The sequence below is a fragment of the Bacillus sp. SD075 genome, from assembly GCF_017355165.1.
Taxonomy (GTDB): Bacteria; Bacillota; Bacilli; order Bacillales; family DSM-1321; genus Peribacillus.
This window is the reverse complement of the sequence record NZ_JADILK010000015.1, coordinates 62,174-84,764: the sequence shown is the minus strand read 5'-3', so window position 1 is coordinate 84,764 and position 22,591 is coordinate 62,174. Positions and strand designations below refer to the sequence as shown.

Annotated in this window: 23 protein-coding genes and 2 pseudogenes; 17 read left to right on the top strand and 8 right to left on the bottom strand. The window is 39.1% G+C overall.

What is annotated here, in order from left to right; all coding sequences use genetic code 11:
• Window positions 1-45: 45 nt before the first annotated feature.
• The 10 genes from IOC57_RS12960 (at window position 46) to IOC57_RS12915 (ending at window position 12,116) form a co-directional block, all read left to right on the top strand.
• Window positions 46-1,278 carry a Zn-dependent hydrolase gene (locus tag IOC57_RS12960; protein WP_207439116.1) on the top strand — a complete coding sequence of 411 codons (1,233 nt, stop codon included), beginning with the start codon at window positions 46-48 and terminating at the stop codon, window positions 1,276-1,278.
• 137 nt (window positions 1,279-1,415) lie between these two features.
• Window positions 1,416-1,616 (top strand): DUF3311 domain-containing protein, encoded by a 201-nt coding sequence (locus IOC57_RS12955; protein ID WP_095393819.1) that lies wholly within the window; start codon window positions 1,416-1,418, stop codon window positions 1,614-1,616.
• The gene (locus tag IOC57_RS12950) at window positions 1,613-3,097 is read left to right on the top strand and encodes a sodium:solute symporter family protein (RefSeq protein WP_207439115.1); all 1,485 of its coding nucleotides are present in this window, start codon (window positions 1,613-1,615) and stop codon (window positions 3,095-3,097) included. The genes IOC57_RS12955 and IOC57_RS12950 overlap by 4 nt, the downstream gene beginning before the upstream one ends.
• A gap of 69 nt (window positions 3,098-3,166) precedes the next feature.
• On the top strand, window positions 3,167-4,033 hold the full coding sequence (locus IOC57_RS12945) for a nitrilase-related carbon-nitrogen hydrolase (protein ID WP_207439114.1): 867 nt from the start codon (window positions 3,167-3,169) through the stop codon (window positions 4,031-4,033).
• A gap of 192 nt (window positions 4,034-4,225) precedes the next feature.
• A complete protein-coding gene (locus IOC57_RS25890) occupies window positions 4,226-4,447 on the top strand; it encodes a DUF3870 domain-containing protein (RefSeq protein ID WP_286184815.1) in 222 nt (73 codons plus the stop codon).
• Window positions 4,448-4,593: 146 nt separating this feature from the next.
• The gene (locus IOC57_RS12935) at window positions 4,594-5,754 is read left to right on the top strand and encodes a DUF819 family protein (RefSeq protein WP_207439112.1); all 1,161 of its coding nucleotides are present in this window, start codon (window positions 4,594-4,596) and stop codon (window positions 5,752-5,754) included.
• Window positions 5,755-5,769: 15 nt separating this feature from the next.
• Window positions 5,770-6,852, top strand: coding sequence for a dipeptide epimerase (locus IOC57_RS12930; RefSeq protein ID WP_207439111.1), 1,083 nt, complete (start codon window positions 5,770-5,772; stop codon window positions 6,850-6,852).
• A 17-nt stretch (window positions 6,853-6,869) separates the two neighbouring features.
• Window positions 6,870-7,880, top strand: coding sequence for a C40 family peptidase (locus tag IOC57_RS12925; RefSeq protein ID WP_207439110.1), 1,011 nt, complete (start codon window positions 6,870-6,872; stop codon window positions 7,878-7,880).
• Between the two features lie 657 nt (window positions 7,881-8,537).
• Window positions 8,538-10,325 carry a S9 family peptidase gene (locus IOC57_RS12920; protein ID WP_207439129.1) on the top strand — a complete coding sequence of 596 codons (1,788 nt, stop codon included), beginning with the start codon at window positions 8,538-8,540 and terminating at the stop codon, window positions 10,323-10,325.
• 240 nt (window positions 10,326-10,565) lie between these two features.
• Entirely contained in the window at window positions 10,566-12,116 is a 1,551-nt protein-coding gene (locus IOC57_RS12915) for a histidine kinase N-terminal 7TM domain-containing diguanylate cyclase (RefSeq protein WP_207439109.1), read from the top strand.
• Window positions 12,117-12,230: 114 nt separating this feature from the next.
• Here IOC57_RS12915 and IOC57_RS12910 read toward each other — a convergent pair whose 3' ends face one another.
• Window positions 12,231-12,944: a class I SAM-dependent methyltransferase gene (locus IOC57_RS12910; RefSeq protein WP_207439108.1), complete on the bottom strand. Its 714-nt coding sequence runs from the start codon at window positions 12,942-12,944 to the stop codon at window positions 12,231-12,233.
• Between the two features lie 155 nt (window positions 12,945-13,099).
• Between IOC57_RS12910 and IOC57_RS12905 the strand changes: the two genes are divergently transcribed.
• Window positions 13,100-13,360, top strand: a complete 261-nt coding sequence (locus tag IOC57_RS12905) for a hypothetical protein (protein ID WP_207439107.1) — start codon at window positions 13,100-13,102, stop codon at window positions 13,358-13,360.
• Between the two features lie 104 nt (window positions 13,361-13,464).
• Here the strand turns inward: IOC57_RS12905 and IOC57_RS12900 are convergent.
• Window positions 13,465-13,830: pseudogene (locus IOC57_RS12900) on the bottom strand (formylglycine-generating enzyme family protein); the annotation flags it as partial.
• Between the two features lie 307 nt (window positions 13,831-14,137).
• Between IOC57_RS12900 and IOC57_RS12895 the strand changes: the two are divergent.
• Together IOC57_RS12895 and IOC57_RS12890 are read left to right on the top strand one after the other, a co-directional pair.
• Window positions 14,138-14,935, top strand: coding sequence for a DUF2935 domain-containing protein (locus IOC57_RS12895; protein WP_207439105.1), 798 nt, complete (start codon window positions 14,138-14,140; stop codon window positions 14,933-14,935).
• A gap of 295 nt (window positions 14,936-15,230) precedes the next feature.
• A complete protein-coding gene (locus IOC57_RS12890) occupies window positions 15,231-15,422 on the top strand; it encodes a hypothetical protein (RefSeq protein ID WP_207439104.1) in 192 nt (63 codons plus the stop codon).
• Between the two features lie 243 nt (window positions 15,423-15,665).
• On the opposite strand, the gene IOC57_RS12885 is transcribed toward IOC57_RS12890, so the two are convergent.
• Window positions 15,666-15,821 (bottom strand): DUF4021 domain-containing protein, encoded by a 156-nt coding sequence (locus IOC57_RS12885; RefSeq protein ID WP_207439103.1) that lies wholly within the window; start codon window positions 15,819-15,821, stop codon window positions 15,666-15,668.
• A gap of 229 nt (window positions 15,822-16,050) precedes the next feature.
• Here IOC57_RS12885 and IOC57_RS12880 point away from each other — a divergent pair, with 229 nt between their 5' ends.
• The gene (locus IOC57_RS12880; protein ID WP_309487704.1) at window positions 16,051-16,698 is read left to right on the top strand and encodes a lysozyme family protein; all 648 of its coding nucleotides are present in this window, start codon (window positions 16,051-16,053) and stop codon (window positions 16,696-16,698) included.
• Window positions 16,699-16,776: 78 nt separating this feature from the next.
• Here IOC57_RS12880 and IOC57_RS12875 read toward each other — a convergent pair whose 3' ends face one another.
• From IOC57_RS12875 to IOC57_RS12860, 4 genes and pseudogenes are all read right to left on the bottom strand, one after another.
• Window positions 16,777-17,328, bottom strand: a complete 552-nt coding sequence (locus IOC57_RS12875) for a ribonuclease FAU-1 family protein (RefSeq protein WP_207439127.1) — start codon at window positions 17,326-17,328, stop codon at window positions 16,777-16,779.
• 199 nt (window positions 17,329-17,527) lie between these two features.
• A pseudogene (locus tag IOC57_RS12870) lies at window positions 17,528-18,028 on the bottom strand (VOC family protein).
• A gap of 418 nt (window positions 18,029-18,446) precedes the next feature.
• Window positions 18,447-18,860, bottom strand: coding sequence for a VOC family protein (locus IOC57_RS12865; protein ID WP_207439102.1), 414 nt, complete (start codon window positions 18,858-18,860; stop codon window positions 18,447-18,449).
• A gap of 56 nt (window positions 18,861-18,916) precedes the next feature.
• A complete protein-coding gene (locus IOC57_RS12860) occupies window positions 18,917-19,384 on the bottom strand; it encodes a DinB family protein (RefSeq protein WP_286184813.1) in 468 nt (155 codons plus the stop codon).
• A 443-nt stretch (window positions 19,385-19,827) separates the two neighbouring features.
• On the opposite strand from IOC57_RS12860, the gene IOC57_RS12855 reads away from it, so the two are divergent.
• Entirely contained in the window at window positions 19,828-20,208 is a 381-nt protein-coding gene (locus IOC57_RS12855) for a VOC family protein (RefSeq protein ID WP_207439101.1), read from the top strand.
• A gap of 104 nt (window positions 20,209-20,312) precedes the next feature.
• Here IOC57_RS12855 and IOC57_RS12850 read toward each other — a convergent pair whose 3' ends face one another.
• A complete protein-coding gene (locus IOC57_RS12850) occupies window positions 20,313-20,633 on the bottom strand; it encodes a 2Fe-2S iron-sulfur cluster-binding protein (RefSeq protein WP_207439100.1) in 321 nt (106 codons plus the stop codon).
• Between the two features lie 253 nt (window positions 20,634-20,886).
• Here IOC57_RS12850 and cdaS point away from each other — a divergent pair, with 253 nt between their 5' ends.
• Both cdaS and map read left to right on the top strand, forming a co-directional pair.
• On the top strand, window positions 20,887-21,513 hold the full coding sequence (cdaS, locus tag IOC57_RS12845; protein ID WP_286184810.1) for a sporulation-specific diadenylate cyclase CdaS: 627 nt from the start codon (window positions 20,887-20,889) through the stop codon (window positions 21,511-21,513).
• A gap of 289 nt (window positions 21,514-21,802) precedes the next feature.
• Window positions 21,803-22,549, top strand: a complete 747-nt coding sequence (gene map / locus IOC57_RS12840; RefSeq protein ID WP_207439098.1) for a type I methionyl aminopeptidase — start codon at window positions 21,803-21,805, stop codon at window positions 22,547-22,549.
• The last annotated feature ends 42 nt before the right edge of the window (window positions 22,550-22,591 follow it).

Genomic DNA, 22,591 nt, shown 5'->3' with positions numbered 1-22,591 from the left:
ACGTAAGAAGGATTTAGCAAGTTATCTAAAAGGGGGATATTCGCTATGAAAAAGCAAAAATTATTAATTAATGGTGAGAGGCTGAGTCGGACGCTAGAGAAATTTGCTGATTTTGGACGCACAGAAAACAACGGAGTCACACGGTTATCCCTTTCCGAAGAAGATCGATTAGTCCGTGATTATTTTTGCGCTTGCTGTGAAGAATTGGGTATGACAATTAAGGTCGATGATATGGGGAATATTTACGCTACTTTGGCGGGACTTGAAAACAAACCGCCTATTGTAATGGGATCACATATGGATACCGTAAAAAGGGGCGGACGGTTTGATGGTATCTTGGGTGTAGCTGCAGGCTTGGAAGTCGTGCGGACTCTGGTCGAAAATAATATCCAACCTAAAATTCCGGTAATGATCGTCAATTTCACGAACGAAGAGGGAGCCAGATTCGAACCTTCCATGATGTCTTCGGGAGTGCTTTCAGGTAAATTCGAAAAATCCATCATGCTGCAAAAGACGGATAGTGAAGGAACAACTTTCGAAAGTGCTTTGCATGCCATTGGATACGCAGGGGATAAAGAGTCTCGTTTAAAAGAAGCGACCGCATTTCTAGAGTTGCATATTGAACAAGGGCCCATTCTTCAACGTGAATCACTCACGATCGGTGTCGTTGAATGTGTCATTGGCATGGTGTGCTATGAGATAGAAGTTACAGGCGAATCCGATCATGCAGGAACCACCCCGATGAATATGCGAAAAGATGCTTTCTTCACTGCGAATAGCTTGATTATGGAGGCTCGTCAGAAGCTAGGCATACTTGATGACGATTTGGTTTTTACGATGGGAAGGGTAAATGTGTTCCCTAATATCCATACGGTGATCCCTAATAAAGTGGTTTTTTCGCTAGAGGCGAGACATAAGGATTCCAAAGTCATCGAAAAGGTGGAGGAAGTGATTGAAAGCCTGATAACTACAGGTTCAGAAGACGGCTGCGATATCCAAGCGAAAAAATTGTGGGACAGGGATACTGTTTGGTTCGACAGATCCATTTGCAATTTGCTTGAGCAATCGACCAACTATCTAGGCCTACCCTATAAAAGGATGGTAAGCGGTGCAGGGCATGATGCACAGTTTATAGCTAGTTATATACCGACTGCCATGGTTTTTGTCCCAAGCAACAATGGTAAAAGTCATTGTGAAGAGGAACTTACTACTTGGGAAGATTGCGAAAAAGGGGTCAATGTACTATTGGAAACGGTCCTTGCCATCCAGTCCGCTTAAGGACGATTTATGGTTGGTTGCAAGCAGGTAATGACAGTAAACAAAGGGTACTTTCAAACCATCAGTTCAAGTATGAAAGTCGACTTGACTGATGGTTATGCACCCGTTTAAGGAACCTAATTAGGGGAGGGTATAATTTGGATGCTATAAAGCTATTGCTTTTTGTCCCATTTATAGGGTTTTTAGGTTTATTGCCCTATGCAAATAAAATAGAACCGTACATATTGGGAATGCCTTTTTTGTTATTTTGGGTTGCATTTTGGATGGTGATGGCCTCGATTATCTTAATGATTGTCTATAAGTTCGATCCTGATAATAAAGGGAGTGATTCTGAATGAATATCTCATTACTCATCATTTCCATCTTCTTGGTTCTAGCACTTTATTTAGGGATAAAAGCAAGAAAAGGGAAGGATATGGACATGGAGCAATTTGCCGTAGGGGGCAGGGGCTTCGGTACATTCTTCATTTTTCTGCTGATAGCAGGTGAAATTTATACAACGTTTACATTCCTGGGAGGAAGTGGGTGGGCTTACTCAAAAGGTGCCGCTGCTTATTATGTTCCCGCCTATATTTTCTTAGCCTATGTCCTATCATATTGGCTCGTTCCTAAAATATGGAGATATTCAAAACGCCATTCCATTATCTCTCAGCCAGAGTATTTTGCATCTAAATATAGAAGCAGGTCAATGGGGATGATCGTTGCTGTACTGGGAAGCTTAGCCCTCGTGCCGTACATAGTCATACAGCTCAAAGGACTGGGTATCATTGTTTCAGAAGCATCTTACGGAGCAATTTCACCAGTCGCTGCAAGTGTGATCGGTGCTGTGGTCGTAACTACCTATGTAATGATTTCAGGCATTCATGGATCAGCATGGACAGCCATACTGAAAGATTTCATGATTTTGGTGGTCGTTATCTTTTTAGGTATTTACATTCCATTTCATTACTTCGGTGGTATTCAGCCCATGTTCGAGACCGTCCAAGCTGCTAAACCGGAAATGTTGGTTTTGGCAGATCAGGGATTGAGCCAATCCTGGTTTGTGTCCACCGTTTTGCTGAATGCACTAGGATTTTATTTGCTACCACAAACATTCATGGTCGTTTTATCGTCGAATGGGGAAAGAACCCTTAGGAAAAATGCGATTGCGTTACCCTTATACACATTGTTACTTCTTTTCGTTTTTTTCATTGGATTTACAGCCATCATGCAAATCCCGGGATTGCAAGGAGCTGATGGAGATCTCTCGCTTTTAAGGCTTGCGATTCAAACATTCGATCCTTGGGTGATAGGGGTTATCGGAGCTGCAGGTTTATTGACAGCCTTAGTACCTGCTTCAGTCATGCTAATGGCTGCATCGGTAGGTCTGACAAATAGCTTTTTCAAAGTTCTGGTCCCTGCTGCGACTGAAACACATCAATTGATTGTCTCTAGGGTAATTATTATTGGTATCTCGATCATTGCTTTAATTGTAACGGTAACGGGCGGCGAGGCTTTGGCCATCTTGAATATCATGTCATATAGTTTAATTACACAACTGGCACCTTCCTTGTTTTGCAGTTTACCAAAAACCAATATAATCAATAAGTATGGTGCAATGGCGGGAATATTGGCAGGCGTCCTGATTGTTTTATATGCGACCATTTCAGATGTGAAGGTTGCCACATTCCTGCCGGATACTCCACATGTAATTAATGATATCAGTACAGGCGTCATAGCTTTGTTAATTAATATACTAGTAACATTCATTGTAAGTGCACTGACTAAACACATCTCTATGCAACAGACCGAATTGAATGATTTTGACAAGATATCATGATTTCTTTTAATAAAGGTTAATGGAATTACCGACCGAAAGAACTATAAAGCATGATTTGGGAGGGTTTTTGTGAAAGTTAAAATAACCGCTTGTCAATTTCGTGTAGAAAAAGTGTCAACTTTCAATGAATTTCAGGAACAAGTAGAAAACTTGATCAGCCAAGTTCCAGAAAACTCGGATTATATCATTTTTCCTGAACTGTTAACTATCGGGTTATCAGCGGCCTTTGGAGAACTGGAGGCTTCGTCCGTTATCAGGATTGATGAATATACCAACCAATATAAAGAACTTTTCAGGTCACTTTCAAGAAAAAGAAAACAGGTCATCATTGCAGGCACGCATCTGGAACGCCGTGAAAATGAATACTTCAATATTGCATGCATTTTTGATAAAGACGGATCAGTCGTAGAACATAAAAAAACACATATCTTTCCTGCTGAATCGAATTGGCATACTTCTGAAGGTGATGATCTGGAAGTTTATTCCGTGGGTCCGGTTAAGATAGGAATAGCGGTATGTTATGAAGCGGAGATACCTGAAATATCAAGGATATTATCAGTGAAGGGGGCCGACATCATTTTTTGCCCTTCCTACACATTTACAGAGGCTGGTTTTTGGCGAGTTCGCCATTGCGCACATGCACGTGCAATCGAGAATCAGGTATATTTTGTTCATTGCCCCACTGTTGGTGAACCAGGGTCACCCCTGCCGAACGGTTATGGCTGTGCCAGTATCCTTAGCCCGTGTGACAGCGCTTGGGCGGCAAATGGTATAGTAGCTGAGTCGGTAATGAATGAACATACAACCATTACCGGTACAGTCGATATGGACGAACTTTATGAGAATCGAAAAAGTGGTGCAGCAACCACTTTCAAGGATCGTAATCGCCGAAAAGATTTGTATGCGAAATATATGCCTTATGAAGGGCTGAAATAATTTTACGAGACTCCTGCAGAAACGGGCTAGCCAAGACCCCGCAGACGCTTGCGGCGAGAAGGATTGTCAGATAATGGGCGAAAAGGGAGCGGATTTAAGGCGTGGACCGGAAAATAAATGCTCCGGAGTCCGAATAATGGGTCTAAGGTCGAATAAATTCGTGAACGGTCGCTATAGAACTTATCTATTCTTTTGCTGAAGGAATCGAGAATTGACTTAATATACAAAATATGCTCGACTACAATATCGATAACATCACGCTTCATTCAATCCATGTTAGTAGGTAAATCCATTCTTCAGCCCGATGAATTGGAGAAAGAAATTGAGAAACGGTATTTTGGTTCATCTCAGAAAGCACTGATCGTAGCTCTAAGAAATGCCAGCATCAAATATGAGCAACTTTATAAGTTATAGTAGCTGCTTCTTCTGTCAGTCGCAATTGAAATCCAGCTGTTAAAGAGTGCGTACGCGCTCTTTGGCAGCTGGATTTTTCTATGTTGGACTATGCAAGACTTATAGGGCCCGTTTTGAAATCCCCTAAATATAAGGAGGTATAGAATATGATTCGAGATGGTGTGATGTTTGTCTGTTTTTTATTGGCATTTACTGCCGTGATTGCGGCAGCGGAAAAAAAGATAGGAGGAAAGTTCTTCAAGTATGTTCCTGGTATTGTCCTTATTTATATTGGCGCGGCTCTGATGAAAACGTTTGGGGTCTTTTCAGATAGTGAGTCAGTCGAAAGTGCGTATAGCACCATACGAGGACTCCTGCTACCTGCCATGTTGATGCTCATGCTTTTGCAATGCGATATGCGGAAAATAATCAGACTTGGACCAAAGATGCTTTTAACCTTTTTTGCCGCTTCATTCAGCATCATCGGAGGGTTCACTCTTACTTACGTCTTAATGAATGGCTTCTATGCGGAAGGAACTTGGAAGGCATTTTCGGCTTTAAGCGCAAGCTGGACAGGGGGATCTGCCAATATGGTGATCTTGCAAGGCATACTCGATGTGCCGGAAAATATTTTTGGTTATGCGTTGATCATGGATACAGTCAATTATTCCATTTGGGTCATGTTCTTGTTTTGGCTGGTGCCACTTGCCGGAAAATTCAATATTTGGACTAAAGCGGATACATCTTTCATTGATCAAATGACTTCCGAGCTAGAAGCGGGGGAAACCGCCAAGACGGAATTTGGATTCGTGGAATTGATCGGTTTCTTGGCGCTGGCTTTAATTGTATCAGCAGGGGCAACCAAGATGGGGGAGAGACTTCCAGTACTGGGTGCTGCTGTGAATGGAACCACTTGGACGATCATCATCGCTTCGACCGTAGGTTTAATTCTGGCTGTCACGAAGGTTGGACGTATTGCCGGTTCCATGGAAATTTCTAAAGTCATGCTTTATATAGTCATTGGTTTAATTGCTTCCCATGCCGATTTTTCACAGCTGTTTCAAGCACCTGTGTATATTTTATCCGGGTTTATGATTTTATTCTTTCATGGATTGATCATGGTCATTTTAGCCAAAATCTTTAAGTTGGATCTATTTACAATGGGAGTTGCCTCATTGGCCAATATAGGGGGAGTGGCATCAGCCCCTATATTGGCAGGTGCATTCAACCGGGCACTAATACCAGTCGGGATATTGATGGCTGTACTTGGCAGTCTTCTGGGCACCTATTTTGGAATTCTTACATCATATATACTCTCAAGCTTTTAAGGAAGGGTTGTTCATATGAAGATTGAAAGTTTTCAAGTATCAGTGGAAACCTTGCCACTTGTCAAGCCATTCAAGACGGCATTACGCACTGCAATGGAAATTGAAAATATCATGGTTTCCGTAAAGTTGGAGGATGGAACGGAAGGTTTAGGGGCTGCAGCCCCTACGGTTGCCATTACAGGTGATTCTACTAAAGGAATCATGGCGGTCATTGAAGATGTAATCACACCACTTTTAATTGGCCGCGACATCGAGAATATCCATGCATTGTCTCAACTAATCCAACGATCCTGTGTAGGTAACACAAGTGCAAAAGCTGCTGTTGAAATCGCTTTGTACGACGCAGTCAGCAAACGATGGCAACTTCCTTTATATCAATATCTTGGGGGTGAATCGAATGTCCTGAAAAATGATATGACAATCAGCGTTGATGAACCCGAAAAAATGGCAAAGGCAGCATTGTCCCTCATCGATGACGGATTCTCTACGATGAAGGTAAAACTGGGGAAAGACTGGAAGAATGACGTGCTGCGGGTTGCCTGCATTCGTGCTGCTGTTGGCGACCAGGTTATGATCAGGATTGACGCAAATCAAGGGTGGACAACAAAACAAGCGATTTCCATCATTCATGAATTCGAGGAAAGAAAGCTGAACGTTGATTTGGTGGAACAGCCCGTGCAAGCCCATGATATCGAAGGATTGAAAGAAATAAAAAGGTCTGTCCAAGTGCCGATTATGGCCGATGAAAGTATGTTTTCCCCTCGTGATGCCATGAGACTCCTGAATGAACATGCGGTTGATTTCCTTAATATTAAATTAATGAAAACAGGAGGAATTCGACGTGCACTCCAAATCGCCGATATAGCAGAAGCAGCCGGGGTGGAATGCATGATCGGGAGTATGATGGAATCAACCGTGAGTGTAGCAGCTGCGGCTCATCTGGCAACTGCCCATCCAAATATAACGAAGATTGATTTAGATGCACCATTATGGATAAAGAATGAGCCATTTGAAGGCATTCAATTCATGAAAGATCAACTTCTTATTGCCGACACGCCTGGACTGGGAGTCAAGAGGAAATCCTCTTTTACTCAATAAAAAAAAATTTCGAAAGGATGATTATTTTGAAAAAGTTAACCGTTTTCGTGCTATCTTTATTTGCTCTCGGTATTTTAGGATTCAGTCCCAATGAAGCTAGTGCAAGTGAGAAGCAAAGAATTGCCTATGTAGATGTAAACGTGGCAACTCTTTGGACTGAGCCGGGATTATTAAGGGAAATCGATGCACCTTCCGCATTGAATCCCGCTGATTTGAATGCTTGGATCAGCTCCATGAATTATGAAGACAAGCTGTGGCTTGTGGGTAACTTGGAAACACAAGCGTTATATGGTTCAAAAGTGACGATTCTAGAAGAACGAGGTGAATGGGTGAAAGTAGCTGTTGCCAATCAACCGACGCCCCGCAATGATATTGGGTATCCAGGATGGATGCCAAAGGCACAATTAAAAGATGGGAGTTCTTTTGCGAAGCAATTTAAACGCGGATTTGCCCTTGTGAATGCCCCAGAGACTTGGCTTTATTCAGATTCGAAACTTCGGTCCAAATTTATGGAGGTCAGCTTCGATACCCGCCTCCCGCTATTGCAGGTGAAAAAAGATAAAGTGAAGGTGATGACACCGAGTAATGGAGCAAAATGGTTAGAAAAGCAGGAGGTGTCAGTCTATCAAAATGAAAAACAAATACCTGCTCCAACCGGAAAGGGCATCGTTGAATCAGGAAAAGGGTTTTTAGGGCTTCCTTACTTATGGGCAGGAATGTCCGGTTTGGGATTTGATTGTTCTGGATTTACCTATACCATGTACCATGCTAATGGAATAACGATTCCAAGGGACTCTTCCATTCAGGCGCAGCATGGAAAAAAGGTGGAACGAGAAAAACTTCAACCAGGTGATTTACTATTTTTTGCTTATGATAAAGGGAAAGGTAAGGTCCATCATGTCGGAATGTATATGGGGGAGGGTAAAATGATCCATTCGCCAAACAGCTCAACACATGTAAGGATAGATGAAATAAAAACATCGGGATACGGGGAGGAATATGCCGGAGCAAGAAGATATATCGATTGATGCTTAATGATAGACAAACTCCAGTGAAAAATGGTATCTGGCAGGTTATGAAAATAGATTGTTATTTTAATGACGGGAGAATATAGTTGGAAACTTCACTGTTGAAGTCTATGAATAAGTGAATGGTTGGTTTATACAGAATGCATCACTAGTGATTCAAGTGGCATAGGATTGACTAAAGGCCCGTTTAGCACAATGGAGATGTAGTAATATATAAAAATCCCAATATAGAATATGTGAATACCGGGAAAAGTCCGTCACTTGACATACTCTTTTTTAGCAAGATTGTTGTTAATATGCCAATCTTGCTTTTTTATTTTGGCGTAAAAAAGTGATTAAGAAAAGGAAACCATAAAATGCATGGGCATCAACAATATATACTTCGATCAAGTTGTACTGCTCCTCGAGTTAAACAGTTAATACGCTTCGATAAAAAACATTTCGTATAAAATTAAAATGGAAACATGAGAACCTTGTCCAATTTATCAGTGGATTGTGCCAGATCGAAGGCTTTGACAATGAAAAACATCTTATCCATAGCGAAAGAACTTATCGAACGTCCTAGTTGTATCAATTACACCTGCAGTGATTAGGGAAAATATGGTATAATAAATTACAGATTTTTCTTTATATTATAAATGTAAGGGGTTGCCAATGATGATCACTTTTCCAAAACCTGATGTTGAGCAATTTTTACGAACTTTTTCCATTGCTGATTTTGCCGTAAGTCCAGATGAAAAGCATCTGGTTTTCAGTACCAATTTGAGCGGTAAGTATAATTTATGGGGAATGGATTTGCCCAATTCCTTTCCTTATCCGCTTACATCCATTGATCAAAGCTGCCAAGAGCTGATATATGATAAGAAAAACCGGTTTATAATTGCTGGTTTCGATCAAGACGGTAATGAAAATACCCAGTTTTACGGGGTTCCCTTGAATGGCGGGACAATGATGGAAATTGTCCATTATGAACATACACGTAATTTCATGCCAAAATTATCGAATGACAGTAAAAAGCTCTATTACACGTCATCCAGAGGAAATCCTTCCTTTCTAAATTCCTATTGTTTAGATTTAGAATCAGGACAGGAAACGCTGGTACTGGAGGGGAAAGATGCAGCGACCTATTTATTCGGTTTCAGCCCTGATGAAGAAACCTTTCTTTACTATAAACACTTTGCCAATACATATACCCTCCTCTATGCAAAAAAAGGGAACGAAGATATCCTGCTCACTCCGCCCTCTGAGAAACAACACACAGTGAATGATGGTGTTTTTGTTTCAGATTCGATGATATATTTATTGACTGATTATGATGCGGACTTTACCTATTTGGCTTCATATAACCTTGAAACAAACAAATTCTGTAAAGTTAAAGAATTGGAGAATGAGAGTTTTACTGCCATTAAATTTAGTAAAGAAAATCAACTAATATATATAACCAGTCAAAAGGGTGCAGAAGATCAATTATATGAATTTAATCTGCAAAATGAAGATTGGAGAAGTATCTCCGTGCCATGCAGCGTCATTAATAAACTTGAAGTAGCTGCATCAGGAACGCTTTACTTATTTGGCATGAGTGCAACCAAGCCTCATAATATCTATAAACATTCAGGTGATGAGTGGGTATCATTAACTAAATATACTGTTCCTGGCGTCGATTCTAATGATCTGGTTGAACCGGATATCATTACATTCCCTTCATTTGATGGACTGGAGATCGAATCGTTATTTTTTAGGGCAAAAAAGGAATATGATAATGGTGAAGTCATCTTTTGGCCTCATGGAGGACCTCAAGCGGCAGAACGGAAGTCCTTTAGAGCTTCATTTCAATTTTTCCTGAATCACGGCTACAGTATTTTTGCGCCAAACTTCCGCGGTTCTTCTGGTTATGGTTTGGAATTCATGAAAATGGTAGAGGGGGATTGGGGAAATGGACCACGCCTTGATAATGTAGCGGGCCTTGATTGGCTGATAGACCAAGGGCATGCACAAAAAGGTAACATTCTATTGATGGGCGGAAGCTTCGGAGGATACATGGCCCTTCTGCTCCACGGACGACACGCAGATTATTTCAAGGCGGTTGTAGATATTTTCGGCCCATCCAATCTATTCTCATTTATCAATTCCGTTCCAGAAGAATGGAAGCCAGTCATGGATCAGTGGGTAGGAAATCCCGAAAAAGATAAAGAAAAACTAATCGAGCATTCGCCTATCACCTATTTGGAATCCATGATAAAGCCAATGCTTGTCATTCAAGGAGCGAATGATCCCCGTGTGGTAAAAGAGGAATCAGATCAAATCGTTCAAGCGTTGAAGGATAAAGGAAGAGATGTCGATTATATGCTTTTAGATGATGAAGGACATGGATTCTCCAAAAAAGAAAATGAAATCGCCGTTTATCGAAAAATACTCTCATTCTTAAATCGATTCACAGCAGTATAGGGGAAGATATAACTCACATCAAAATGGGAACCCTGCCACTCACTTTCAAAGTGATGAACGGGGTTTTCATATGTTGGAAAGCTGGATGTTATTTTGGTATGGACGGTATGGGGAGTTAGTAAACAGGACTTCCTCATATTTCAAATTCAGAATTTCCAGAATAAGCTCTAGTCATCTAGTCATAAAGTGCTATATAATAAACGAAAAAAGTATTTTTTTGTTAAACGGAGTTGATTTGCATTGCCACGGGAATTATCGTTATACATACTCGTCGTTATAATGGCAGGGGCTTTAAGCTTGTTCCTGAGTTTATTTGCACAGTTAAAGATCAAGGATGCACCTGGAGTAAAACCCTATATTCTCGTGACATTATTGTCTTCCATCTTTACTTTTTCCTATGCTTTCGAACTTTCCAGTACATCATTAGAACAAATCATATTCTGGTTAAGGGTCGAGTACTTGGCCTTACCATTCATCCCAGTCTTCCTTTTATTGATGTGCATTGAATATGTAGGGCATAGAATTAAGAAGGTGTGGAAATATGCACTCTTCATCATACCGTTCATCACCATTTTCATGCAATATACAAATGGCCTTCATCACTTTTATTACAAATCAATGGGATTGAGAGACGATAGTCCTTTTCCAATTATTAAACTGGTGGGCGGCCCTTGGTTTTACGTTCACTCCCTGTTTCTTTTTTTATGTGTCATGATTAGTATAATAATTTTGCTAATGCAGGTGAAAAAATCTTCTTTCAGATTCAGGATGCAAATATCAATGATGGTGGCAGGTCTGCTGATTCCTATAATAGCAAATTATTATTATATAAATGGATTAAGCTCATATGGTATAGATCTTGGTCCTGTATCCATGAGTATCACGTTTATCTTTCATGGTGCGGCACTTTTGACTTTTCAAATGTTCAATGTAGCCCCAATCGCTCGGGAGACCGTGTTTGAAAGTATGAAAGAGGGAGTCATCGTTTTAAATCAACAGGGATTGATTGTCGACTATAACCATGGAATGCGCAAAGTCATATCCATGTTGGATGAACATTCCATAGGTAAATCGATTACAAGTGTGCTAAACGGGAATCATCATCTTAGGGGAATCATCGACCTTAAGCAGGACAGTGATTTTAATTGCAGCATAAATGATGATATGGTCCATTACCATATTGGTTTTTCACCCGTGTTCAACAAAAGTAACTTGCCTATCGGACAGATCATTACCTTTTCCGACGTAACTGAAAGAGTGCTCATGCTTGAAAAACTGAAACAACTTGCCAGCTTGGACGGATTAACCCAAATATTGAATAGAACAATTTTCATCAAAAAATCGGAAATGTTATTTGATGTTCTAAGCATGGAAGGTGGCAGTGTTTCAGTCATCATGTTTGATATCGATCATTTCAAAAATGTAAATGATTCTTTTGGACATGAAGCAGGGGATGAGGTCATAGCGCTTGTTGCAAATACCGCAAAGGAACACATTCGGGAAGGAGATTTATTGGCGCGGTATGGCGGCGAAGAATTTATCCTTTGTTTGCCGAATACCGCTTTACCCGCTGCATATGAGTTGGCCGATATTATAAGGGAAAAGGTTTCTGAAAGTATTGCATTGGTTAATGAAGAGAAGATTTCCGTTACCTGCAGTTTCGGGGTGACTCATGCATTAATTGAACCTGGTGACCGAGGCCCTTCCATCAAAACATTGATGCCACGTGCCGACCAAGCTTTATATGCCGCAAAGAAGAATGGCCGAAATTGTATACAGATCATCGTCTAAGATTATTGGACCACCCCTTTAAACCTTGAACTTGTTCTAGGTTTTTTTTCATGGTATTCATACTTGATCCGTGTAAAGTAACTGAAACTAACGTATCTTTTTGAAACGGGAGCATTACTTTTTACTCGCCCTGTATACTCTATATCCAAGGCTGTTACCGTAAGATAAAATGAGGCGGTAATGTTCGTCCATGACTCGTTCCAAGGATTCATTCAAAGGCAGAAGGGGGCTATTTGATGCAGAAGAATCCGATAATCCCTCTAAGACGGTAATCGATCTCAAGATTTCCAGATCTGTAAATCCGTTTTGCCGGAAAGCCTTTAACCATTCGGATTGCATCCATACATCTCTTAAATTATAAAACTTCATGATTTCTTTTTTTGAGGCAGGATCAAGGAAGATTTCTGCGGTCATATCAATGGATAACAAAGTGCCGCCTAGTTTAAGAACCCTGTAAAATTCACGCAGTGATTTTTGTATATCAGTGAATGCAAGCGTTGATTCGGCTATGATAAAATCAAAAGAATTATTGTCAAAAGGCAGTTCTTCTATTGAAGCCTTATATAGGTCAATGCTTAAGTTAGCTTGTTGGAATCTTTTTTTTGCATGTTTCACCATCTCAGGGTGATGATCAACCGCGGATACTTGGCAAAGAAACGTTTCTGCCAAGAAAGCTGAGGTTTGCCCTGTCCCGCATCCGGCATCAAGGATTATTGATGAATGATCGATTTTTTCATCTTTAAAGAGTTGCTTAGTCAGTTCAAATCCACCAGGGTGTGCCCCTTCAATTCCAATTTTGGCCAGTGCGTCTTGGTATGAATTGTTCATGGAATAATCTCCTTTGGTAAATGTATAAATATATTTTATGCTTTGGTTTCAAAGAGTGTTTTAATCATTTTTTATAGGATCGGTGGGTATTTAATCCATGCAGGCTAGTCCCCAAGTGCATACGATGTAGAATCGACTAATAAGGGGAGTGCATAATGGGATATCATAATTATTATCATAAATGCAGGCAAGGTGTTGGAAGACCTGTTGAAATTCGTACAAGTAGAGGAACTGTACATCGGGGAATCATACACCGTGTTACGTCGAACCGTGTATATATTCGTCCATTTGACGGCGGAGGAAACCTTGGGGGTTTTGGTTATGGCGGTTTTAATGCAGGATATGGTTGGGGTGCAGCAAATGGATTTGCCTTTGGTGCAATTGCATCTTTAGTCTTTCTTGCATTTCTCTGGTAATCGAACGATAAAAATATTAAAAAACCTGAAAAATTATCAGGTTTTTTATTTTTGTTCCAATCTGAACCCTACAAAAAAACTAAAAATAAGTATACGGCTAGGATACATGTAAATTGCCACTCTGCTTCTGAAGGAAGTCGAAAATCGTTTGATTCCCAATCACAAACAATGTTTTCACCATTAATAGAATAAGACTCTCTCAGCCCAGATTTCTGTGAAAGCAGATTACAAAAAGAAATAGCATCATTCCAAGAAATATTCACAACAGGTTTTAGATCTTGATCAAAATAATTAGGTGATCTGTTTGTAATAATATAGTAAAGACCCGTAGTAACAGGATAACGGGCAAGAAGGAACGGACTTATTTCAGCTTTCCATTTGCTTTTAATTCCATCGTCCCTTAATTGTAGTTCTCCCCCTTGAATTCTCACCATTGGATAGTCCATGTAACTCAATATTTCCTTTGACAATCTACTGTCCTCCAAAAAAGCACATTTTACCCAATTTCACTATTACCAGAATCGTTAAATCAATAAAAATATTATATTTGTATGGGAGTTAAATAAGTACTAAAAAGACCGATTTTGAAGAAGGGATGCACACGTTTGACTCACTGAGGATTAGACGGGATTTTATACTGCAATCAGGATTTTTCTGTCTATGAACATTCATGTGGGTATAGTTTGGTCCCCATACAATTAATATTAATAAGTCTGTAGATTTAGGAATACAAATTATAAGTGAGGTTTCGATAACTTAAATGATGGAGGAGTGCGAATGAACGAGTTTTTGGAGAAAACAGCAAGATTCGAGCATCATTTTTGGCTGCAAATCTTAGGAGACCATGCCAGGTTTATCCATGAGTCTTTAGCTCCAGTTGAAGTGGAGAACATTGAAATCGCCTCAGAATTCATTCGAATTTTTGATACTCTCCTTGGTAAAGCCAAATCGGAAGAGATTTCGCAACTTACTGCCTTGGCAGAAGAAAAGGTAATAAGATTTCGAGAGTTTAAGCTAAGCCTAATTAAAGAACATCTGGTAGGTAAAATAAAAATACATCTTTCACCTTCATTCATTAATCATATGGTAAACGAATTAGAAGAGTATTTAAGATTATTGAAATACTTCAATTCAAATCAAATGCCGCCTGTTTTTCATGAACTTCATCATCATTTGATTTGGCTGTTAGATGCAGCTGGGCATGCAGGTGCAATATCATCCAATATGGATGACGTTGAAAAAAGATTAAAGGAGAAAAGTGACCAATATAAAAAACATTTTAATGATTTTTATATAAAAGCGGTTGAAATGGCTGGATATTTACGAACCAATCTGTCAACATTCCCTGCATTGGAAAAAATGAATGCGGACGTTACATTGGAAATTAAATTCTTTCAGCACTTTCTGCTTGAATTGGAGGAACTTGAGCTTAGTGCGCAGGCTCTTGGAACGCTTTCGCCATTAATGGCCGATCATATGTGGCGTGAAGAATGTTATTATTTAACGAAACTCGCAGAATCGACAGACATAGAAAAGCCAAACTGCGATCCAGCCAAAACTAGGCTAGTGGATTAAAAAAACACCACGGAGCCCTTTCTATGAAAGGGGTGTTCGGAATGCTCTCGCCCCGAACCATGATTTAAAAAACAAGACCAGTTTATCCCTCATGTTTTTTTGAAGAAATTTGCGACACTCCTGCCGAATAAATGGCTAGCCAAGACCCTACAGACGATGGCGACAAGGAGGCTTGGCAGACAGTTTGCGAGCCCTCCTGTAAATGGGGTTCTTCATTTTTTGAATTTATCTCCAAAATCAGTAGGATAAAAATAACTCCTCTAAGAAGCGTTTGGTCTTTTTGGTACAACTTCAAATGAGGAAAAAATTAATTCTGCCAGAAGTTGCTGAAGTTGTAACGTTCCTGTTCTCTGAGAAAGCGGATGCCATTAATGGACAAGTCATTCAAAAGTGTAATCATTACTTGGGCAGGATCAGGTTTAGGTCAGGCAGCCGCATTGGGTCGTCATTACGATTGATGACGGACAATCATTACGATACTAATTAAGTAAAGGGAGTGACGATATTAGGTCACTCCCTTTTTAATGATATCCTTTGTAGTTAGTGACTAAAACGTATTCTAAATTGGAAAAAACGATAATTTCTGGGTTTTCATTTTTTTGCATATTCAAAAATCAGTTCATATGAAACAAAATACGAGCCTTTAGAGTAGAATCAATAAGTTCATAATAGATGAACTCATAAAAAAACGCCGTATAAGGTGCTTAACAAATATTAAAGGAAACAATCCTTACTTTTCTTGATCGTGAAGCTTATCTTCATATTCAGTTTCCAACATACCATACAGACCATTCATTTCTTGTTCATCTGGATCTGCCCCAAACTCGTTTCTATATTTTTTCTTTTTAACATTAAGGATTTCTTCTTTATCAATCTTCTTATCCATACATATCACCTCCAACCAATAGGGTGTTTCATTGTACGAATAAATATACACTGAATGACTCTGTGCGTCTTATAATTTTGCGGCTAATAATAGAATTGAATTTAAAATACTAATTTCAATTACTCGTAATCTCATTTTCATGAACATTTAATTGGGTATTCTAATTAGTTATTACTCTTACTATTTGTTAAGATATAAATATATAACCTAGAGATAACGGAGAGAGAATGTGAAGAAGAAACGTAAGAAATCAAAGAATATTTTTGTCATTTTTATCCTGTTTTTTGCATTTTTGCTCATAAAGGAGATCATGAAAACCCCTTATTCCCAAAATGTTTACACAACAGTAAATACGCTTGATTCTTTTGCGAGCGTGAAAAAGTATAGTTCACTTCTCCGAAACGAGTTGGCTAAATACGGACTTGAGGAGCATACTTCGACATTGATTGCATTGATGCAGCAGGAAAGCCGAGGAAGGGGCGGTGACCCAATGCAGGCATCTGAGTCAGCAGGACTTGATCCGAATACGATCACAGATCCAACGGAAAGCATTAAGTATGGGGTGAAACATTTTAAGAGAATCAATGAATATGGCAATGAAAAGGGCGTGGATTTTGCCACGATCATTCAAGCATATAACATGGGAATTGGTTATATTGATTTCGTTGCGGATGAAGGGGGCAAGCATAATGAAGAGCTTGCAAAGAAGTTCTCCATGCTTCAGGTCGAAAAGAACCCCAAGCTCTATGACTGCGGCGGAGACAAAGATAATTTTCGATACCCATATTGCTACGGTGACTACTCATACAGTGCGAAAGTATCTAAGAACATTGAGGAGCTTGCCGACAGTATATCGGCTCAAGCAGATGGTGAGTGAGGGGGAATAAAAAGCCTACTTTAAGAAAGTAGGCTTTTTATTCATGGTAATGGCTTCCCTGTTGTGGAGTTCAAAGAATCAATTGTTGTTCAACCATGGAAGGAGGTCTTTATGTTTATAGAGTTTCTCGGATTCTGAAATGATTTGAGCAAGAAGAATATCAATGGAATCAAGTAAAAAGTTTAGGGCTTGTTTAACAGAGCCACTCTCAAATTGCTCTATTGGCACTGGTAACTCATCCTCGTCTAAAATAAAACGTGACCCATCCGGAAGCACCAAGATATCAATGATCAAATCCTCAAAGGATATCAACGTATCCGCCATATATGTATTTCTTACAATATTTAAATAGGATCCTAAATAATTCCCTTCGTTATCTCTCCAAATGTATAAATTATAAGGACGGTCTTTCCAATAATAAGCAATCGTATAACTGCCTACAGGGATGGTTAATTTAATAGAACCCGCTTTCATCGTGAACGAATCCAGGATTTCATGAAAAAGTACGACTTGTTGATTTTGTTTGTTTAACAGCAAACAGTTATGTTCTATAACTTTGGAGTCGTAGCGGATTTTTCTTTCTATTATTTCATCGCCACGTTTAAGTGCTAGTGTAAATATATTGTCCATCATTTCTATTTCTCCCTTAAAAACTATATAGATCATTTATACCATTTTACTTAAGAAGGCTTTTCTTTTCCAATAGGGGTATCGCCATGAAAATGCGAATTAACAATTTTAAGGAAATTCAAATATCAAAACCTCATTTCACACCTACAATGCCGGGAAATTAGGCTTTAGTTATTTCAAATTACCTTTTTCTTGAATCCTATCCTTTATACGCCCGTTCTAAAGTTTTTATGTCAATTTTCTTCATTTGGAGCAGCGCTTTCATAACTCTTTCCGATTTGTCAGGATTGGAGTCGTTTACCATCTTGGATAGGTTCCCAGGGACAATTTGCCATGATACTCCGAATCGATCTTTCAGCCAACCGCAAACTTGTGCATTTTTGTCTCCGTCCTCAGAGAGTTTTTCCTAATAATGGTCCAAATCTCCTTGCCCCTCGCAATGGATGATAAATGATATTGCCTCTGTGAATTTGAATTGCGGACCGCCATTTAATGCTACAAATGCTTGTCCTTCCAATTCAAACTCAACGGTCATCACTGATCCCTCTGGCTTCCCATGGATTTGATTTCCTTCATTTCCATAGCTAACAATTCTTCCGACCTTAGAATTTTCGAAGATGGAAGTGTAGAATTTCGCCGCTTCCTCAGCTTGTGTATCAAACCACAAGTTGGTCGTGATTTTTTGAATTTTGTTTTTCATAATTTCTCCTTTTCATAATTTCTCCTTTTCAGTTTACATATTTAGCAAATTTCCGATAACTAAATCCTTCTTCTATTGGAGGTATCAGGATGTGGATTTTTCGATGAGATTAACTATCTTGAAGATACCCTATTACTATACGTCATTTATCAGGAACCAAGAAAGGGATATAAGTAGTGGGGTGAAGTCATAAGTGTATTCATTTTTTACTAACTCATCATTTAACTAATTCCCTTAATGTAAATGGCCTTTATATAGCCCTCCCATCTTTAAGGATTAACGAAGAATTATTACCCTATCTAGTTACAGTATCTTGGCCTCCTGGTGATGGAAATACAAAAAGGATATAGAAACTTTTCACCAGTGAAAAGCCTATATCCAAATTGAAGGAGAATCAATAAAGGGTCATGTTCATTACTCAGCTCTCGAAGTTAAATTGCCATTTGATGCCGAATTTATCGGTTAACTGACCGTAAATTTTACTCCAGAACGTTTCTTGAAGCTCTAGACCAACCGTGCCCCCTTCACTTAGTTTGTTAAAGATCGATTTAATTTCATCCAAATCATTACTGACATATGCCAGGCTGATATTGTTTCCTTCAACAAAAGGCATACCAGGGAAAGTATCCGAAAACATGATATTGCTTCCATTAATATTTAGCCTTGAATGCATGACTAAATTTTTCGCTTCTTCTGGAAGGGTAAATTCCGGATTAGGCGGTGTTTCCCCAAAGGTCATGATATTAGGTTGTTCCGTTCCAAAAACCTCTGCGTAGAACTCTACTGCTTCCCGACAATTCCCATTAAAATTAAGATATGCAACAACTGACATTTATCTCACTCCTATTTTTTTGATTACTATACGTTTTATGACATATTATTTCATTACTACCTGACGAAAAATTCCGGTGGTTCAATTCCGAGCGTTCTAAGATAGATATAACCCTGTCCCCTGTGATGGATCTCATTTTCCAAGGCATATTGAAGCCTATCAAAGTGGCTTTGTGATGGACCGAAAAAGGGATCTTTTTCCACCACTCCAAGTGTTTCCTCAGTCATTTCCTCCCACAGTCTCCTAGTATCGTCCCTTACTGCTTCGCAGGCTGAAACTAGTTCCACTTTGGTAGAAATTCCAGCAAACGAATCTGGATACTTCCAAACACTAAGTGCAATCCCATGCATATATCCAGTCTCAATGTTCATGATTTCTTTAACCATCTCTGCGAAAGGACGAAGCTCACCGGCCGGTGTATAGTGAAATAATTCCTCTTCAGGAAAGGCTTCAATCACCCGCATCGTCAATCTCCTGTTTCCTTCTAAAATATTTAACAAACCTTCTTTCGATAGAACCATCATTTCACTCTCCTTCGAGAAATACTCTGTATAAAAGTTCTGGGAAAAATCGAAAAGTCCTGCAAATTTCTGTATATAAAGATTTCATAGTTTTTTTGAGCAATCCCTATTACTATGCAGAATTAACCATTAGATAATGTATAAAGGGGAAATATGTTCGGTTCCATAAATGGAACAAAATTAACAAAAATTGATTGAAAAGGCATTGCCTTCACAATTGCTTAAGAAAAGTAGATAACTTGATTACGCTCCAATTTTCCAATCTGTTATTAATGTTCAGGAGCGGGCAAAAGTTTCCCTTAAGCGGAGGAAGGGAACTTTAGTAAATATTGATTAAATCTGGCATTTATTATACGATTTAATTAGTTATATATTTCCAACCAACAATATGCTTATACGTAAAGGATATCATGAATAACGGAACCAACAGAAAGGGAGAGAAGCCAATGATAAATAAAGTCGGTCAAATTATGTTATATGTAAATAACCAAGACGAGTCATTAAAATTTTGGACGGAAAAATTCGGTTTTAGCGTAATTTCTGAAGAAGATAACGGCCAAGGACTAAGATGGATTGAAATAGCCCCAACAAAGGAAGCACAGACGAGTATCATCCTGCATAATAAGGAATTCATTGCTAAAATGCAGCCTGAATTAAACCTTAATACACCTTCGTTAATGTTTTACTCGGATAATCTTGATGGTTTATATAAAGACTTCTCAAAGAAAAACATCAAAGTGGGAGAACTTGTAAATATGCCATCTGGAAGAGTCTTCAATTTTGCTGACAATGAAGATAATTACTTTGCGGTCATGGAAAAGAAGTAACTCTTTTAGCTAATGATTAAAAAACATCACAACGACTCGAAAAACTATTCTATTTTTAGTCCTTGTGATGTTTTTTGCTTAAACTACGACACTAATGAAACTATTTAGTCAACAGGCCTTGGCCCAGCAGGAATTCCAGAATTTTCTACAGTCTTGATCGGCCGAATGGTTATGTCTCCATTCACGTAAATTTGACAAGATAAACGTAAATGATCTTCCATTCCTTTTTCCTCATGTATCTTTTTTTCTTTATGTGAGACCTCCAAAAAATCACCTGCCAAAATTTCAACTCTGCAAGTTGTACATTTAGCCTTACCTCCGCATCGGTGGAGAATATTTATACCGTTATCTACCAATGCTAATGTTAACTTTTTTCCCATTTCAACTTCAAACGTTCCTTGGTCAAATACTGTTACATAAGGCATCTAATACCACCTCCTTATTAAGGATATCTTTCAACAGGTCATGAACGTATCCATTCTCTTACCTTGTCCATATGACATAATAAAATGTGAAGTCATTACTGATTGATAGTAAAGATGAATAATTAATTATCGTGAAGACAAACTTTAAGTACATTCATAATCATAAATTTAACCAGGGAAAATAAGAAACGTCTTTTAGATGCCAATTAAGATTCAGTGAAAAAAAGAGAGTGGAATAATATATGGGAGGTGCATGCCTGTGAATAATGGAAATTGTGATTTTTCACCAATGAAACAAATGTTAAAAGAGGATATACGCCAAGTAATAGCAGCATTACAGGATAACTTAGAAGCTATGGGGGATGAAAACTATTGTCTCCTTGGAAATTTCGAGAAAATAAAGGATAACTTCGCATACATCGATATGAAAGCAGCAACATTTTATTTGAATTGTTATTTGTCACCGTTTACGGACAAATATCCCGAATTATCAATTTGCGTCCAAAATTTGTCGAATTCGAGACATGGCGGGTTGATTGTGATTCAACGGGGAGATCCTCTTGATTCATTGATTCAACCCGGTATTTCAATAGGAGCGGAGTTAACTCATTCTTTATTGGAATCAATTTTTTTCCCTGGAAATCCACTACATGATGGCGCTGTTTTGGTTAGTCAAAATCAGATTGTTTCCGCAGCAAATGTCCTTCCGCTTTCAGACAGATCAACAGGGGGAAAAAAACTTGGAACACGCCACCGTTCTGCTTTAGGTTTATCTGAACGAAGTGATGCACTTGTATTGGTAGTATCAGAGGAAACAGGAAGGGTTTCATTCGCTTTAAATGGGAACCTTCACCCAATTAATTCTCATGGGCCAATATAGTATTTGAGACAATTAAGTCCTATGGCGATTATAATACTGAAGGTAATTCGACTCAGGAAAAATCATCATTGAGCAATTGTGTATAGGATAACGTAAATGTCGGCGTCCATTTTTATCACTTTTGTAATTCAAAAGCTTATTTTCACCAGAATTACAGGTACATAAAAGGCCATGAATTAATTAACCCGGTGATTTTTACCGGGTTTTTGGTTGCTTTTTATATAAAAAAAGGCATATGATAAATAAGGAGTCTCAATCAGAAAAGTTATAAAACGAAAGAGGATTTTAAATGATAACCATTAAAAGTGAACGAGAAATAAATTTGATGCATGAAGCGGGCAAACTGCTTGCTGCGACGCATAGAGAAATCGCAAAAATGATAAAACCTGGCATCACCACTTGGGAAATCGAAGAATTTGTCGATAAGTACTTGGCAGAGAATGGTGCTACACCTGAGCAAAAGGGCTATAACGGCTACAAATATGCAACGTGCGCATCAGTGAATGATGTAATTTGTCACGGATTTCCCCAAAAGAAAGCTCTAAAAGAGGGAGACATCGTTACGATTGATATGGTAGTGAACCTTAACGGTGGTTTGGCGGATTCAGCTTGGACATATGCAGTCGGTGAAATTTCCGATGAAGCTCAGCGTTTAATGGATGTAACCAAGAATGCTTTATATAGAGGCATTGAAGTTGCACGGGCAGGGAATCGTCTCGGGGACATCGGGCATGCAATCCAGTCATATGCAGAAGGTGAAAAGTTTTCTGTTGTTCGTGATTTTACAGGACATGGAATCGGTAAAACCATGCACGAAGACCCAACCGTCCTACATTATGGTAAGCCAGGTAAAGGTGCCCGTCTAAAAGAAGGTATGGTCATCACGATCGAGCCAATGCTGAATGCAGGAACATGGCATATGAAAATGGACCAAGACGGCTGGACGGCGAGAACGGCAGATGGAAAGCTTTCCGCCCAATATGAACATACCCTGGTCATTACAAAAGAAGATCCGATCATTTTAACGGAACAGTAAACAAAAAGAAGAAACGGCCTAATCATGGGCCGTTTCTTCTTT